A 16,303-nucleotide genomic window follows, 5' to 3' on the forward strand; every position below is an offset into this window, starting at 1 on the left:
GCCTCACAGGGAGGGCACGTGGCCCTGGTCGTTCGTGGAGCGCTCCCGGGCCTCGTCGAGCGCCTGGGCGAGGCTGTCGCGGATCATCAGGATCCGCGACAGGCCGGTCAGGTCAAGGACGTGGCGCATGAAGGGCTGCGGGGCGACCAGCAGCAGCGTCACCCCCCGCTGCTGGGAACCGGTGAAGGCGGCGACGAGGCGGCTCAGGCCGACCGAGTCGCAGAAGGTGGTTCGTTCCAGGTTCAGCAGCAGGTGGTCGCCGTCCAGTTCCTCCCACAGCCTGTCGATCACGGCGCCCAGCACGGGAGAGGTGTCGTAGTCCAGCGCACCGGACACGTGCACGATCGTCGGATAGCCGTCTGTACCGGCCTCCACGGTGAAGGCCTGCTGCGCCTGCCCCGTCTGGTCGTTCTGGTCGGCGTGGTGCGACATGGCTTCCCTTCCACTGACAGGCGCCCCCTGCCGGTACACGGCTCTGGGACCACGGTAAGGCACATCCGGGCGTCCTGTGCGCCGCGCCGGCCCCGGGTGCCCGCCGGGCTCAGACATGCGGACGGAGCGGGACGCGTACGGCGAGCATGGCGACGTCGTCGTCGGCCTTCGGCCCGGCCATCTCGTCGGCCAGTGTCTCCAGCAGCTCGGGCAGCGGCCGCTCCCCGTGGGCGGCCAGCAACGCGCGGGTGGTGCCGATGGCCTGCTCGACGTCCCGGCCGGGCCGGTCGACGAGGCCGTCGGTGTACAGCAGCAGCGTCGAGCCGGGCACCAGGTCCATGCGGTGGTCGGTACGCGGTGGATGGCCGAGACCCGGATAGAACAGCACGTCGTGCTGGTCGAGCCGCCGGGTGCTCCGGTCGGGCAGGAGCAGCAGCGGAGGCGGGTGACCGGCGTTCGACCAGGTCAACGCCCATCCGGCGGCGCCGTGCTCCAGACGGGCGTGCAGGATGCTGCCGGTCGCGGGCAGCCGCAGGCTCAGGCAGGCGTGTTCGAGAGCGGTCAGCGCGGCCGCGGGCCCGAGCGCGGGGTGGTCGAGTACGGCCTGGCGAAGCATGCTGCGCACCTGCCCCATCAGGGCGGCGGCCCGTATGTCGTGGCCGGTGATGTCGCCCACGGTGATCGCCAGGGAGGACGTCACCGGCCCGCCGGGGACGCCGGGCAGCGGGAAGCTGTCGTACCAGTCGCCTCCGACCATGTCGTCGGTGGCGGCGGGCCGGTACAGGGCGGCGCTGTCCAGTCCGGGCGTGGCGGGCAGGTCGGTCAGCATGGCGCTCTGCAGCTGACGGGCGACGGTGATGCGTTCGCCGAGGAACAGCGCGCGTGCCACGGTGTGCGCGGTGTAGCTGGCCAGCGCGTTCAGTGTCGCCTGTTCCACCAGGTCCGGCTGGTGGTGCCGATTCCAGCCGACCATGAGCACGCCGACCGGGCCGCGGCTGGCGATCAGCGGCAGGCACACCGCCGAGGTCAGGCCCAGGGAGTCGAACGCGGCCACCGCCTCGGGGCTGTACCGGGCCGCCAGGTCCTCCCGGCTGGGGATGGCGATCATCCGGCGATCGCGCAGCGCCCGTGCCGAGGGGAAGGGCGCCTCGGTGTCGTACTGGCCGAGGACCTCCTCGACCTCGTGCGGGCCGTCCGTGTCGGGCACCCGCGTCAGCCTGCCGTCCCGCAGCAGGCTCAGTCCGATGTAGTGCGGCGCCAGGGCGCCGATCACCAGGTGGCGCAGTCGCTGCCGCACGTCCTGGACGCTGGTGGCCTCGGCCATCTCCTGGGAGGCGCGCAGCAGCATCGCGGCGTTGGCCTGGGCGGTCGCGCGCGCCTCCTCCGCGGCCGCGCGGGCGTCCTCCGCGGCGCGGGAGGCCAGGCGCAGCCGCAACTCACTCGAACACGCCGCGGCCAGGTCGGCCAGGTCGGTCAGTTCCGCGTTGGTCCACCGGCGGGCGGTGGTGTCGACCGCGCACAGCGACCCCAGCACCCGCCCGTCCTCGTCGGTCAGCGGCATCCCCGCGTAGGCGACCATCCCCAGCTCGGCGACGGCCGGGACGGCACGCACCCGCTCGTCGAGGCGGGCGTCGGTCAGGACCAGCGGTTCGCCGTCCGTCACGACGTACCGGCACAGCGAGTGCGACAGCGGACTCTGCCGGCTCTCGGCCCATGGTCCTGTCAGGCCTGCCAGGCCGGGGAAGACCTGACGGTCTCCCTCGACCAGGGACACCAGCGCCACCGGTGCCCGCAACGTCCGGGCCACCAGAGCGGCGAAGCGCTCCATGTTCGTGTCCGCCCTGGCCGACAGGCCGGTCCGTCCTCGCTCTTCGCACCGCCTGTCCTCGGCGCCCTTGGTCGACATCGGTGTTCACCTGTCTTGTGTGATGCTTACTGGTCGTGGCGACGAGCGCCGAACCGGTTACTGCCCATGGACGGCCGATATGTGCCTGCGCTCCGGGGTGGATTCTCCTGCCCCGGGCCCTCAGGCCCTGGCCACCGTACTCCCGAGGGGTGCTTTTCGTACCTTGTCGGCCCGGCCACACGCACCGGAAAAAGACCGAATTGTTCTACAATGGGTGAAAAAATAATACAGCGGCCAAGGTGGCGGGGCGATGCCGGTGTTTTCTTCCCCACATCGGCAAGAGAACGGGACGTGCATCATGGGCCGTGGACGCGACCGGGACGAGTGGCGGCTTCGGGATCCGGTCAGGTGGGTGAAAGGGCGTTCGGTGACGCGTTCTGAAGACGCTGGGCGTGAACCGTCGGTGACGGCGGGAGCCGACGTGTTCGCCGTCGACGGCGAGATCGGCGGTGATCTCGCCCTGGTTGACTGGGAGGCGACCCCCCTCGGGTCACCGGCTCGCTGGCCGCAGAGCCTGCGGACGGCGGTGAGCATCCTGCTGTCGTCCCGGTTCCCGATGTGGATGGCCTGGGGGCCGGACCTGACGTTCTTCTGCAACGCCGCCTACCGGCGCGACACGCTGGGCCGCAAGTACCCGTGGGCGCTCGGCCGCCCGGCGAACGAGGTGTGGGCGGAGATCTGGGACGACATCGGCCCCCGGATCGACACCGTGCTGACCACCGGCAGGGCGACCTGGGACGAGGCCCTGCTGCTGTTCCTTGAGCGGTCGGGGTACCCGGAGGAGACCTACCACACCTTCTCCTACAGCCCCCTGCGTGACGACGACGGCCAGGTGGTCGGCATGTTGTGCGTGGTCAGCGAGGACACCGAGCGGGTCGTCGGCGGACGGCGGATGACGACGCTGCGGCACCTGGGCTCCGACCTCAGCGTGGTGCGCACCGAGCAGGAGATGCTCGCCTTCACCGGCAGGCAACTCGGCCGCAACCTGCGGGACCTTCCCTTCACGCTGACCTACCTGTTCCAGGACGACGGCTCCGCCCGGCTGGCCAACGCGACCGGCGTCGCCCCCGGGCACCCCGCCGCCCCGGCGGCCCTGCCCGCCGGGGACACGGACGGAGTGTGGCCCGCCGCGACACTCGCCCAGGGAGAACCGGCGCTCGTGGACCTCCGGAGGGCTCCGTTCACCGCCCTGCCCACCGGGGACTGGCCGCAGCCGCCCACGCAGGCGCTGGTCCTGCCGCTGCTGCGACAGGGCGGCGGGCCGTACGGGTTCCTGGTGACCGCGCTGAACCGGTACCGGCCGCTGGACGACGGTTACCGCGGATTCGCCGAGCTGGTCGCCGGGCACATCGCGGCGGGGGTCGCCAGCGCCCGCAACTACCAGGCCCAGCAGCGGCGGGCCGAGGAACTGGCCGAGCTCGACCGGGCCAAGACCACGTTCTTCTCCAACATCAGTCACGAGTTCCGCACCCCGCTCACATTGATCATGGGGCCGCTGGAGGAGCTGCGCGGGCAGCTCGCCGAGGCGGATCCCCGGATACGCGAGGAGCTGGAGACCGTCCACCGCAACGGGCTGCGGCTGGGCAAGCTCGTCAACACCCTGCTGGACTTCTCCCGCATCGAGGCCGGCCGTATGCGGGCCCGCTACCAGCCGGTCGACCTGGCCGCCGTCACCTCCGACCTGGCCAGCGTGTTCCGCTCGGCCGTCGAGAAGGCCGGTCTGTCCTTCGACGTCGACTGTCCTCCGCTGGACGATCCGGTCCACATCGACTACGGCCTGTGGGAGAAGGTGATCCTCAACCTGCTCAGCAACGCGCTGAAGTTCACCTTCGACGGCTCCATCCGGGTCCGCGTGCGCGCCTGCGACGGCCACGCCGTGGTCACCGTCGAGGACACCGGCATCGGCGTACCCGCCGGGGAACTGCCCAGGCTGTTCGAGCGCTTCCACCGCATCGAGAACACCCGGTCCCGCTCCAACGAGGGAAGCGGAATCGGGCTGGCTCTGGTGTGGGAACTCGTCGGTCTGCACGGCGGCACCATCACCGCCGACAGCGTCGAAGGAGAGGGCACCACCTTCACCATCCGTCTGCCCTTCGGGCACACCCACCTGCCCCCCGAGGCGCTGACCCCGGCCACCGGTACGGCCCCGTCCCTCGCCGGGCCTCTCTCCGTGACCTCCGCCGCGGCCGACCCCTACCTGCAGGAGGCGCTGCGCTGGCTGCCCGACGATCCGACCGCCGAGACGACGGAGGCGGCGGGGACGGCTCCGGCCTCCGACCCCCCGGCACGGGTGCTGATCGCCGACGACAACGCCGACATGCGCGAGTACCTCGCCCGCATCCTGCGGGGGGCCGGTTACCTGGTCGACGCGGTCGGCGACGGACGGCAGGCCCTGCGGGCCGTCCGCACGACCACTCCCGACCTGGTGGTCAGCGACGTGATGATGCCCCACCTGGACGGCCTGGGGCTGGTCGCGGCGCTCCGGGCCGACTCACGCACCGCCTCGGTCCCCATCCTGCTGTTGTCCGCCAGGGCCGGGCAGGAGGCCTCCATCGAGGGCCTGCGGGCCGGTGCCGACGACTACCTCGTCAAGCCGTTCATCGCGGCCGAACTGCTGGCACGTGTACGGGCGAGCGTGGAACTGGCCCGGTTGCGCGGCCACCACGCCCGCTGGCGCACCGCGCTGATCGACTCCCTTCGGGAGGCGTTCTTCGTCTGTGACGAGAACGGCGCGGTCATCGAGATCAACGCCTCCTTCGCCGACATCCTCGGCTACGGGGCCGACGGCCTGCCGTACGCGCCCGCCCATCCCTGGTGGCCCGACGCCGAGACCGATCCCGAGGCGCACCGGCAGGTCGCCGAGTCCTTCGCGGACCTGCTCGGCCAGGGCCGGGGCAGCCACACCCTGCCCGTCACCCACCGCGACGGGCACCGGCTGTGGATCAGCGCCACCTTCAACCAGGCCCAGGACCCGGAAACCGGCCGCAGGGTGACCGTCGGCACCTTCCGCGACGTCACCGCGGAGCACTACGCCGTCCAGCGGGAGAGCGCCCTGGCGTCGCTGAGCACGTGCCTGTCCCGGGCCACCAGCCTGGACGACGCGCTGCGCGGCGCGCTGACCGAGCTGAAGAACCTCTGGCGCGCCCGGTCGGTGCTGGCCGCCGTCTTCGACGGCGACGACGAGCCGGCCCTGACCGCAACCGACGGCTCACCCGTCTGGCGGCTGCTGCCCGAGCGGCGCCGTGACGCCCTCACCGAACTGCGCGGACGGCCTCCGCTCTCCTCGGTGACCGACCGCACCGGGGCCGGCGTCCTCCTGGAGCACCCCGAGGGCCCGCTGGCCCTGTGGATCGACCTGGGCGACCACCGGCCCTTCACCGGCGAGGACCAGCTGCTGCTGTCGTTGCTGGCCGGGCATCTCGCCCAGGGCCTGGTCCGCGCCCACCAGATCGACCAGCAGCGCGAGACCGCCCTCGCCCTGCAGCGCGCCATCCTCGGCCCCTCCAGCCTGCCCGACGGTTTCGCCGTCCGCTACGAACCGGCCACCCCTCCCCTGGAGGTCGGCGGCGACTGGTACGACACGGTCACCCTGCCCGACGGCCGCATCGGCATCGTGGTCGGCGACTGTGTCGGCCGCGGGCTGGAGGCGGCGGCCGTCATGGGGCAGCTGCGCAGCGCCTGCCGCGCCCTGCTGCTGCAGGACGCCCGGCCGGGCCGGACCCTCATGGCCCTGGACCACTTCGCCGCCGACCTCCCCGGCGCGAGGTGCACCACGGTCTTCTGCAGCGTCCTGGATCCGCGCACCGGGCACCTGACCTACTCCAGCGCCGGGCATCCACCGGCCATCCTCGCCCACCCCGACGGCACCGTCCGCCTCCTGTCAGAGGGCCGCTCCGCCCCGCTGGCCGTCCTCCCCGGCAGGGCGCGTCCCGAAGGCGAGTGCGACATCCCCGCGCGCGCCACCCTGCTGCTGTACACCGACGGCCTCGTCGAGCGCCGTCGCCGCTCCCTGACCGAGGGCATCGACCAGGCGGGCGCGGCGGTCCAGGCGGGCCGGAACATCGCCGTCGACGATCTCGCCACCCAGGTCATGACCCGCCTGGCCCCGGAGGGGGGTTACGACGACGACGTCGCCCTGCTGCTGTACCGGCACCCCGCTCCCCTGGACGTGGTCTTCCCCGCTGAGTCGTCCCAGCTCGCACCCATCCGTACGGCCCTGCGTGGCTGGCTCACCCAGTGCAGGCTCTCCCCACCGGTCCTGCAGGGCATCCTGCTCGCCGCCGGTGAGGCGTGCGCCAACGCCATCGAACACGGGCACCGCGACGCCCCCGGCGGCACGATCCGCCTGCGTGCCGAGGCCTCCGTCGACGATCTGCGGCTCACCGTGACCGACAGCGGCCACTGGAAGCCTCCCCGTCCCGAGATCAACGCCCATCGCGGCCGTGGCATGGCCCTGATGCGCGCCATGATGCAGCACGTCACCGTCACCCCGGGTTCCACCGGAACCACCGTCGACATGCACACGAGGATCACCTGATGGCCACACCGCTCACCCTGGTCCCCGATCTCCGCCCGGACGGCGTCGCCCTGCTGACGGCCGTCGGTGAGATCGACATGAGCAACACCGACGTCCTCGCCGCCGCCCTCGAACGCACGACGGGCGCGGTCGTCCTCGACCTGACCTCCGTCGGTTACCTCGACAGCGCCGGCCTGTCGGTCCTGTTCGCCCATGTCGACCGGATCGAACTGATCGCCCCTCCTCTCCTGCTCCCCGTCCTGAACATCTCCGGGTTCACCGACCTGGCCCCCGTCCACGCCTCGCCGGGCGTCTGACCCCCGCCCTCGGGGCGCGGGGTGCTCCGGCGGCGTGGCGCCCAGGGCCCCCTCAGGGCTTGAGGACGACCTTCTCGCAGTCCTCCCGCTTGTTCTTGAAGATGTCGAAGCCGTACGGCGCCTGTTCGAGCGGCAGGGTGTGGGTGATGATCCGGGTCGGGTCGAGCTCGCCCCGTTCGACCAGCCTCAGCAGCGGCTCCATGTACCGCTGCACATGGCACTGCCCGGTGCGCAGGGTGAGCGACCGGTTCATCCACGCCCCCGCGGGGAACTTGTCGACCAGCCCGCCGTACGCGCCGATGACCGAGACCACTCCGCCGCTGCGGCACGACAGGATGGCCTGCCGCAGGGCGTGCGGACGGTCGGTCTCGGAGCGGACGGCCTGTTTGACGCGGTCGTAGGCGCCGATGTGGGCGCTGCCGTGCGTGGCCTCAAGGCCGACGGCGTCCACGCACTTGTCCGGGCCGCGTCCGCCGGTCAGCTCCAGCAGCCGGGAGCGGACATCGGTCTCCTCGAAGTCGACCGTGGTGTGGCCCGCCTCCTCGGCCATGCGCAGCCGGTACGGTTCCCTGTCGATCGCGATGACCTCGGCCGCGCCGAGCAGTCTCGCGCTGTCCATGGCGAGCTGCCCGACCGGGCCCGCGCCCCACACGGCGACGACGTCGCCGGGCTGGATGTCGCACATCTCGGCGCCCATGTAACCGGTGGGCAGGATGTCGGACAGGAACAGCACCTGCTCGTCGCTCAGCTCCGACTCGATCCGCAGCGGCCCGACGTCGGCGAACGGCACGCGTGCGTACTCCGCCTGCCCTCCGGCGAACCCCCCGGTCAGGTGCGAGTATCCGAAGATCCCGGCGACCGGGTGGCCGAACATCTTCTCCGCGATCCCGGCGTTGGGGTTGCTGTTCTCACAGCACGAGTACAGCCGCGCCGCGCACGCCGCGCAGGCGCCGCAGGCGATCGGGAACGGCACCACGACGCGGTCGCCGACACGCAGCCGCGACGGGTCGACGCCGTTCCCGACCTCGACCACCTCGCCCATGAACTCGTGGCCCATGACGTCGCCGTCCTGCATCGTCGGCACGTACCCGTCGAGAAGGTGCAGGTCGGAACCGCAGATCGCGGTCGAGGTGATCCGGACGATCGCGTCACGGCCGTTGAGGATCGTCGGGTCCGGCACGTCGCGGACCTCGACCTTGTTGCGTCCGGCCCAGGTGTTGGCCCTCATGCCCCCGCCCCCTTCGCGAGTTCCTCCGCCGACAGGGGCCGCGCCGGGCGCTGCGGGAACTCCCGGCGGGCGCGTTTGCCCCAGGGCGCCCCGTCGGATCGCATCACCTCACCGGTCTCCAGAACCTGCTTCAGCCTGCGCAGGTCGTCGTCGAGCTGCTGGTGCGGCTCCTCGCCGAAGTATCTGGCGACCGCCTTGCCGAGCGGGCCGCCCGGGATGTCGTAGACGAGCAGTACGTACACCTCCGTGCTCACGCCGTCCGGGGCCGGCGCGAACCGGACCCTTCCCGCGTTCGGCACGTCGGCGTCGCCGGTCGAGCGCCAGCCGATCAGCTCTCCCGGCACCTCGTCGGTGATCTCGGCGTCCCATCCGACCGTCCGGTCGAACGGGGCGCTCGCCGTCCAGTGACTCGTCCGTTCGCCCGTGACACGTACCTCGTCAAGGTGGCACATGAACGTCGGGAGGTTCTCCAGGTGACGCCAGAACGCGTAAACGTCCCGCGCCGGTTTGCGGATTGTCGTCGTGGCCGTCAATTCCATGGCTCCTCCTCTCCTGACTTCAGGTGCTACCGACCTCAGGGAGAGTTACACCTGTTGAGTGAGGAATAGTCGGATATATCCATATATTTCCGGTGCAGGCGAGCCACGAGGGCGCCACGCGGGGCGAGAGCGGCGGAAGTCCCTGATCGGCGGCCCACCCGGCGAGAGCGGGCGACGACAGGGGCCGTCCCCGGCGAACGGCCATGCCCCGCCCGCCGAGAGAGCGTGCAGAAACCATCAACAACCAATACAGAAACCGTCAATGACATTCCCGTCATAAAACGACAAACTGGCCTCGCGCCTCCCCAGAACCTCCTGCTCTCCCGAGAGGCGCGTCTGGAGAACAGGCGTATCGGCCCCGTCGAGCTCAGCGCGTCGACGCCTCCCGGTTCGTGACCCCGGCCAGGTCGCCGTCAAACGGCTGTGGGCTCTCTCCCGCCCACGCTCCGCCGGGCGGCGCCCCACCGATCCCGACGCACTCATCCCCGTACTGGAGGGCGTATGTACCGTGACCGACTGACACGCCGGGCGTTCGTGAACCTGGTCGGACGCGCCGGTGGCGTGGGAGCCGCGTACGGGACGCTGACGGCGATGGGCCTGCTGGCCGTACCCGAGGCCTACGCCGGACGGCCGGACCTGGCACGACACGGCGGCGGGCGGGGCGTCAGGGTCGCGGTGATCGGCGCCGGCGTCTCCGGCATGGTCGCCGCGCTCGAACTGTCGGCCGCGCAGTACGACGTGCGGGTCTTCGAGGCGCAGGAGCGGGTCGGCGGCCGGATCAGGACCTACCGCGGCGGGGACACCGTCGTCGAGAACGGCTCGGTCCAGCGCGTCGGCTGGGACCGCGACCCGGGCCTCTACTTCAACGCGGGGCCCGCCAGGATCCCCCACCACCACGAGGCGCTCCTCGGGTAGTGCCGCGACTTCGACATCCCCCTGCAGGTGTTCGTCAACGACAACCGCGCCGCCTACCTGCACGACGCCGCCGCGTTCGGCGGACGACCGCAGCGCGCCCGCCGGGTGATCACCGACACGCGGGGAGCCGTCGCGGAGCTGGCGGCGCGCGCGCTCAAGCAGGACCTGGACCGTCCCATGTCGGAGGATGACCTCGCCCGGGTGCGTGACTTCATCCAGGGGTTCGGCGGGCTCGACGGGAACTACCGCTACACCGGGTCGCCTGACGCCGGATACTCCGAGCCGCCGGGGGGACCGGAACCGGGCCAGGTCCTCGAACCCCTCGACCTCGTCGAGATCTCCAAGGGCTCGTCGCTGCGCTGGCGCGCGCTGTTCAGCGAGCAGTACCCGCAGCAGTCGACCGTCGTGGAGCCGACCGGCGGCATGGACGCCGTCGCGCGGGCCTTCTACCAGCGGACCCGGCGGTTCATCACGCTCAACGCGCAGGTGACGAAGCTCAGGCGCGCCGGGTCCGGCGCGCAGGTCACCTGGCGTGACCGCGTCACCAGGCGCGTGCAGGTCTGGGACGCCGACCACGTGATCGTGACGGTCCCCCTCACGGTCGTCAACGCCATCGACAGCGACTTCTCGCCGCCCGTGAAACGGGCCGTCGAGGCGGCGGTCCCCTACTACATCCCGGCCGTCAAGATCGCGTTCCAGGCGGACCGGTGGTGGGAGAAGGACCACCAGATCTACGGCGGCATCTCGTGGAGCAGCCGGGACATCACCCAGATGTGGTACCCCAGCTCGAACCTCCACGCCCGCGAGGGCATCCTCGTCGGCGCCTACATCTGGACACACGACATCGGGAACTCCTTCTCGGCGATGACGCCCGCGCAACGCGCCGCCGCGGCCGTCGCCGACGGCGAACACCTCCACCCCGGTTACCGGAACCTGGTCCGGCGTCCCGTCTCCGTCGCGTGGCCGAACGTGCCCTTCCAGGGAGGCGCCTGGATCGACTGGGGGGACGATCCGGCCACCCGCCGCGACATCTACTCCGTACTGCTGCCGCCGGACGGGCCGTACTGGTTCGCGGGCGAGCACATGAGCCACATCAACGGCTGGCAGGAGGGCTCCATCCGCGCGACCCACAACGTGCTCCACGGCATCCAGGCCCGCGTCACGCACGGGTAGCGCAGGCTGTACCCCGCCCCGGCAGCGGGCGGGATCGATCACGGCGTGCCCCCGCCGCCATGCTTGCCCCATGACGGCCGGCCCACGAGGGCCGCGACCAAGGACCGCCTGACAGGCGTGTCCTCCCCCACCAGTGCTCCGCGGCCGAGGAAGGTCCCTCCTCGGCCGCGGGAAAGTCACGTGGACCTCCCCGGGGGAGGTCCGGTGTCCCGAACTCCGGCGGACGCTAGGAGAACACATGTCCCATGCCCTACGACGTACTTCCTTATCCCGGGCACTCGTCGGCGTGCTCGCCCTGCTGTGCCTGCTCCTCCCCCAGAACGTGGCGAACGCCAAGCCGTACGAGCCCGGCAAGATCACGGCGAAGGCCCGCGCGAGCCTGAAGGACGGCAAGGCCGCCCTCTGGGTCCGGCTGAAGGGCGAGGCCGACCTCAGCCCCGCGTCCAGAGCCACGACGAAGGCCGCCAAGGGCAAGGCGGTCTACGACGCCAAGACCGCCTACGCCGACCGGTCCCAGGCCGGGCTCCGCGCGCTGCTGACCAGGCGGCACGCGGAGTTCACGCCGTTCTGGATCGTCAACGCGGTGAAGGTGACCGCCGACGAGAAGCTGGCCGAGGAGATCGCCGCCCTGCCCGAGGTGACCGCCGTCGAGCCGGTGGCCAAGATCGATATTCCGAAGGAGCCCGGACCGAAGCCGGACAAGGCTCGTTCGAAGGCGGCAGCCGGGGTCGAGTGGAACATCGACATGGTGAAGGCCCCGCAGGTGTGGAACGACCTGCACAACCGGGGCGAGGGCATCGTCATCGGCGTAATCGACAGCGGAGTCGACTTCACGCACCCGGCGCTGATCGGGTCCTACCGCGGCACACGGGCCGACGGGTCCGTTGACCACAACTACAACTGGTTCGACGCCTACGGGAAGTGCCCCTCCGCCGCTCCGTGTGACTCGATGGGGCACGGCACACACGTGACCGGCATCGCGGCCGGAGCGAACGGCATCGGGGTCGCGCCGGGTGCCAGGTGGATCGGCTCCAACGGCTGCGGCAGCGACTGTACGGAACCCGGGCTGCTGGCGACCGCCCAGTGGATGATCAGGCCCACCGACCTGAACGGCGAGAACCCCCGCGAAGATCTCGCTCCGGACGTCGTCAACAGCTCCTGGGGCTGGGCTCCGAACCAGGTCGGGATCGACTTCCGGGCCTCCGTCAACGCCTGGATCGCCGCGGGGATCTTCCCGGTCTTCGCCAACGGCAACGAGGGGAAGGAAAAGCCGTGCGACACGAGCCGTCACCCCGGAAGCTACCTTGAGACCTACAGCGTGGGAAACCTCGACTCCACCGGGAACGTCTTCGACGAGTCCAGCCGAGGGCCGGGTGAGAACGGGGACATCAAGCCCAACATCTCCGCCCCCGGGACGGAGATACGCTCCTCGACCCCCGACGGGGGTTACGGGCACATGACCGGAACCTCCCAGGCGGCTCCACACGTGGCGGGCGCGGTCGCGCTCGTCCTGTCCGCCGCCCCCTCCCTGCGGAAAAACGTCAGCGCCATCCGGGCGCTGTTCGACGACACCGCCGTCGACATCCCCGACACGAGCTGCGGCGGGACGGCCGACGACAACAACGTCGCCGGTGAGGGCTCCATGGACGTCCACGCCGCCGTGCTGGCCGCGCCGGACGATCCGCTCGGCGACCTCCACGGCACCGTCACGTCGAACGGGCAGCCCGTGCCGGACACCGAGGTGAGGGTCACCGGTCCGTCCGGCCGTACGGCGGTCAGCGGCCAGGACGGCGTCTACTCCATGCCGCGTCTGTCTCCCGGCGTCTACCAGGTCACCGTCTCCAGGTTCGGCTACCAGGACTTCACCGGGACGGCGACCGTCACGGACGGCCAGACGGCGACCGCCGACGTCACACTGACCCAGAAGCCGGGCGGCGTCGTCTCGGGGACGGTCACCGTGGCGGGCGCCCCCGCCGCGGACGCCACGGTCGTCGTGACCGGCACGGGGGCCAGGACGGTCACCGACGCCACGGGCCACTACCAGATCAGGCTGCCGTCCGGCTCCTACCACCTGCTGGTCGGCGCCTCACGGTGCGACACCTCCGCCGACGAGCAGATCACCGTGGCCGGGAACATGACCAGGAACGTCAGCCTTCAGCGGCGCACCGACGACTTCGGCTACACCTGCGAGGTCGGCACCGAACCGTACGTGGCGGGCACCCAGCGCCTCGCACTGCCCCCGGAGACCACGACCGAACGGGTGGCGCTGCCGTTCCCCGTGCCGTTCTACGGCGCTTTGAAAAACGAGATCTGGGTCGCCCCCGTCGGCCTCGCGACCTTCACCGAACTCTTGATCGTCGGCGGCGAAAACGATTCCCTGCCGTACGCCGATGTTCCCGATCTGGCGATCTATCCGTTCTGGGACAGCCTCATGCTAAGCGGCAACGCGGGCGTCTACACCGCCACGGTGGGTACGGCCCCGCACCGGTCCTTCGTGATCGAATGGCGCGATGTCGCGATCGTGGGTTCGGATGATCACGTCTCGTTCTCCGCGCTCCTCGGTGAGGACGGCACGATCAGCTACCGCTACAAGGGCATCGGCACCGAACGGAGCGGGGGCAGAGGCGCCACGATCGGCATCGAGAACGCCGACGGCACCGACGCGCTGCTCTACTCCTACAACACGGCCTCCCTCACCGACGGGCAGAGCCTGACGTTCGTCGCCGCCGACCACGGCGTGGTGCGCGGTACGGTCACCGACGCCAACGACGGCCGGCCGGTGGCCGGGGCGACGGTGACCTTCCCCTACGTGGCCACGTTCACCACCGGCCAGGACGGCACCTTCTCCGGTCAGATCCGGGCCGGGAACCACACCGCGCAGGTCTCCGGGGAGAACTACGGCACGACCACCCGGCAGGTGACCGTCGTCGCGGGCGACAGCACCACCATGGACACCGAGCTGATCACCGGAAAGGTCGTCGCCGCCCCCACCCAGGTGAGCCTGACCGCCCCGCCCGGCACCACCAGGACCGCGACGGTCACCCTCACCAACCAGGGCTGGCCGACCCCCTACGACGTCACCGCCGAATCCGCCCAGTCCGGCTGGCTGAGCGTCTCGCCCCTGACGGGCGGACTCCTCAAGAACCAGTCGGCGACCCTGACCGTCACCGTCTCGACCGCCGGTCTCGCCCCCGGCGACACGCGGGAGGGGGAACTCGTCATCCACTCGACCAGCGCGCGCCAGCCGGTCGTCAGGGTCCCGGTGACCCTGACGGTGCCCGAGTAACCGGGTCGCCCGGGATTCCCGGTCGTGCGAAGCTCGTCTCCCCACTCATCCAGATAACCGGGAACCAGGGCTTCCTCCCGAAACAGCCGTCATGAAGATGACGGTGAACACCGCGGGCCTTGAGTTGTCCCAATCGATCGCCAGGTGGCTCCTCTCCATGATGAGGAGCCACCTGAATCCTGTTCCGCATGGATACGGTCGCCGGCAGCCCTAGGGTTCGATCTCATGAGACGAAGCACGTGGACCGTGTGGACGAGGTCGGCGCTCGTGCTGGTGCCGGCCGTCCTTGGGGCCGCCTTGGTCATCGCTCCCATCTGGCGGGACACGGTTCGTCTCGAAGCCTTCCGCGAACGCGTTCTCGACCTTCCTCTCCCGCCACGGACGCGGAGCGTCTATTCGACGGACCGTGACGTGGTCTTCGGACCGAACCTGGTCGGCGGTAGCGGGTCCTCCTGCGACTACCGCGTCAGGCTCACGCTCCGGACGGCGCTGACGCCGCAGGAGATCCAACGCTTCTACAGAAACGTGTCGGTCGCGGGAGCCGAGACGAAGGCGGAGATCTCCCTCTTCTTCGAAGACGAGGAAGTCGCCGGTGGCCACCGGTTCGTCCTTGAGGCGTACGACTCCCACGACTGGGACGGGGACTGGCGCTGCGCCTGACCGCCCCTCGCGTACGGCCCCGGCGAACGTACAGGAGTCCATCCAAGGCATTACGGAAATTTCCTGAAATACGCAGACGATCCCCCCGGGGCCGCACCCGGAGGGGATCGTTCGGCGTTCAGAGGGTGCAGTTCTTCTGGGTGTCGGTGCGGACGCTTCTGCCGGTGAACTCCTCCAGGATCGCGATGTTCGCCGGGGAGTAGTTGGTCGCGGTGATCCGGTCGGCGTCGGCGCTGCCCAGCTTGCCGGTGTACGGCGCCGACTTCTCCAGCCAGTAGGCCGTGCGCAGGAACTGGGTCAGGACCAGCTCACGCAGCTTCGGCTCGTTCTTGATCCTCGTCCAGTAGTCGGGGTGCCTGCTCTTGGCCACCCGGAGGTAGAGCAGCAGGTAGCGCAGGTTGGTCGCGGCGATGTCGCGAGCGTTGCTGGCGCCGATGCCCCTGATGTACTCCTGGAGGACCGTCACCGCGGGCAGGCCCGTCAGTCCGGCGTTCAGCTCGGCCAGCACGCCCTGGAGGTGATACTCCCCCTGGGTCCGGTCACGCAGGTAGATGCCGTCCATGGAGTCGCTGAGCCGGTCCTGGATCAGCGGCAGGATCTCCTTGCGGGGGAACCCGTCGTACAGCGGCACGACCGTGTCCTGCCGGGAGGCGTTGATCCAGGCCGCGGTGTGCACGTTCCACCTGGTCCGCGCCGGGTCGAGGTCCCACATGTGGGTCTCCTCGTGGATCGCCACCATCATCGACTCGGCGAAGGCCTCGAAGCTGCTCGTCTGGACGAACTGGGTCCAGTACTTGTCCCTGGCCTGGGCGACGGCCAGCGCCTGGCCGCTCGGCCACCGCCTGCCGTACACCGCCTGGAGCGTCTGCATCCAGTTGGACGAGGTGAACCTCGCCCTGAGGTCGCTCACGTCCGCGGTCGGCTGTGAGGGTTCCTCGTAACAGTAGGGGGCGGCAGTGGCGGTGGCGGAGGCGGTGGTGGTCACCGCCAGCGGGGGAAGCGCGAGAAGCGCGGTCACGAGAGACAGAATGCGTTTTCGACTCACCGGGCCCTCATTCCTGAGTGGACGCGCCGCCGGGCAGGCAGGGCACGGACGGCCGCCGCTCTTTCGTCGTCACGGTGGATCGTATGAACCCGGTTTTCCTAGGGAAAATCCCATTTCGGGATAACATCATCGAGTGCCCACCCGGCCCTGACCGCCGTCCGCGCAGGTCAGAACCGGTGTTCAGGGCAGGTCGGTGAAGCGCTCGATCTGCTTGGTCTTGCCGGAGACGATGATGACGTCGCCGTAGGCCAGCACGGTCTCGGCGGTGGCGTAGGTGAACTCCTCC

Annotated in this window: 11 protein-coding genes and 1 pseudogene; 6 read left to right on the forward strand and 6 right to left on the reverse strand. The window is 70.5% G+C overall.

Features of this window, described 5'->3' with window-relative positions; genetic code table 11:
• Nucleotides 1-3: 3 nt before the first annotated feature.
• Entirely contained in the window at nt 4-432 is a 429-nt protein-coding gene (locus ABZ463_RS26620) for an STAS domain-containing protein (RefSeq protein WP_362780088.1), read from the reverse strand.
• Between the two features lie 109 nt (nt 433-541).
• The gene (locus ABZ463_RS26625) at nt 542-2,338 is read right to left on the reverse strand and encodes a SpoIIE family protein phosphatase (RefSeq protein ID WP_362780091.1); all 1,797 of its coding nucleotides are present in this window, start codon (nt 2,336-2,338) and stop codon (nt 542-544) included.
• A gap of 367 nt (nt 2,339-2,705) precedes the next feature.
• Here ABZ463_RS26625 and ABZ463_RS26630 point away from each other — a divergent pair, with 367 nt between their 5' ends.
• Nucleotides 2,706-6,875 carry a SpoIIE family protein phosphatase gene (locus ABZ463_RS26630; protein WP_362780092.1) on the forward strand — a complete coding sequence of 1,390 codons (4,170 nt, stop codon included), beginning with the start codon at nt 2,706-2,708 and terminating at the stop codon, nt 6,873-6,875.
• Nucleotides 6,875-7,171 (forward strand): STAS domain-containing protein, encoded by a 297-nt coding sequence (locus ABZ463_RS26635; RefSeq protein ID WP_352015626.1) that lies wholly within the window; start codon nt 6,875-6,877, stop codon nt 7,169-7,171. The genes ABZ463_RS26630 and ABZ463_RS26635 overlap by 1 nt, the downstream gene beginning before the upstream one ends.
• Nucleotides 7,172-7,223: 52 nt before the next feature.
• Here the strand turns inward: ABZ463_RS26635 and ABZ463_RS26640 are convergent, their stop codons facing one another.
• Both ABZ463_RS26640 and ABZ463_RS26645 read right to left on the reverse strand, forming a co-directional pair.
• Nucleotides 7,224-8,399: a zinc-dependent alcohol dehydrogenase gene (locus ABZ463_RS26640; protein ID WP_352015625.1), complete on the reverse strand. Its 1,176-nt coding sequence runs from the start codon at nt 8,397-8,399 to the stop codon at nt 7,224-7,226.
• Complete coding sequence (locus tag ABZ463_RS26645) at nt 8,396-8,938, reverse strand: SRPBCC family protein (RefSeq protein ID WP_352015624.1); 543 nt, start codon at nt 8,936-8,938, stop codon at nt 8,396-8,398. Before ABZ463_RS26645 ends, ABZ463_RS26640 begins: the two co-directional genes overlap by 4 nt.
• 501 nt (nt 8,939-9,439) lie before the next feature.
• On the opposite strand from ABZ463_RS26645, the gene ABZ463_RS26650 reads away from it, so the two are divergent.
• From ABZ463_RS26650 to ABZ463_RS26665, 4 genes are all read left to right on the forward strand, one after another.
• Nucleotides 9,440-9,853: an FAD-dependent oxidoreductase gene (locus ABZ463_RS26650; protein WP_362780096.1), complete on the forward strand. Its 414-nt coding sequence runs from the start codon at nt 9,440-9,442 to the stop codon at nt 9,851-9,853.
• A gap of 27 nt (nt 9,854-9,880) precedes the next feature.
• Nucleotides 9,881-11,026, forward strand: a complete 1,146-nt coding sequence (locus ABZ463_RS26655) for an FAD-dependent oxidoreductase (protein ID WP_362780099.1) — start codon at nt 9,881-9,883, stop codon at nt 11,024-11,026.
• Between the two features lie 238 nt (nt 11,027-11,264).
• Nucleotides 11,265-14,312 (forward strand): S8 family serine peptidase, encoded by a 3,048-nt coding sequence (locus ABZ463_RS26660; protein WP_362780102.1) that lies wholly within the window; start codon nt 11,265-11,267, stop codon nt 14,310-14,312.
• Nucleotides 14,313-14,537: 225 nt separating this feature from the next.
• Complete coding sequence (locus tag ABZ463_RS26665; protein WP_362780105.1) at nt 14,538-14,972, forward strand: hypothetical protein; 435 nt, start codon at nt 14,538-14,540, stop codon at nt 14,970-14,972.
• A gap of 118 nt (nt 14,973-15,090) precedes the next feature.
• Here the strand turns inward: ABZ463_RS26665 and ABZ463_RS26670 are convergent, their stop codons facing one another.
• Nucleotides 15,091-15,990 (reverse strand): hypothetical protein, encoded by a 900-nt coding sequence (locus ABZ463_RS26670; protein ID WP_352015620.1) that lies wholly within the window; start codon nt 15,988-15,990, stop codon nt 15,091-15,093.
• A gap of 207 nt (nt 15,991-16,197) precedes the next feature.
• Nucleotides 16,198-16,303, reverse strand: a pseudogene (locus ABZ463_RS26675) (TrkA family potassium uptake protein); the annotation flags it as partial.

Origin of the sequence: Streptosporangium sp. NPDC020145 (genome assembly GCF_040631275.1) — a bacterium.
In the GTDB taxonomy this organism is placed as follows: domain Bacteria; phylum Actinomycetota; class Actinomycetes; order Streptosporangiales; family Streptosporangiaceae; genus Streptosporangium.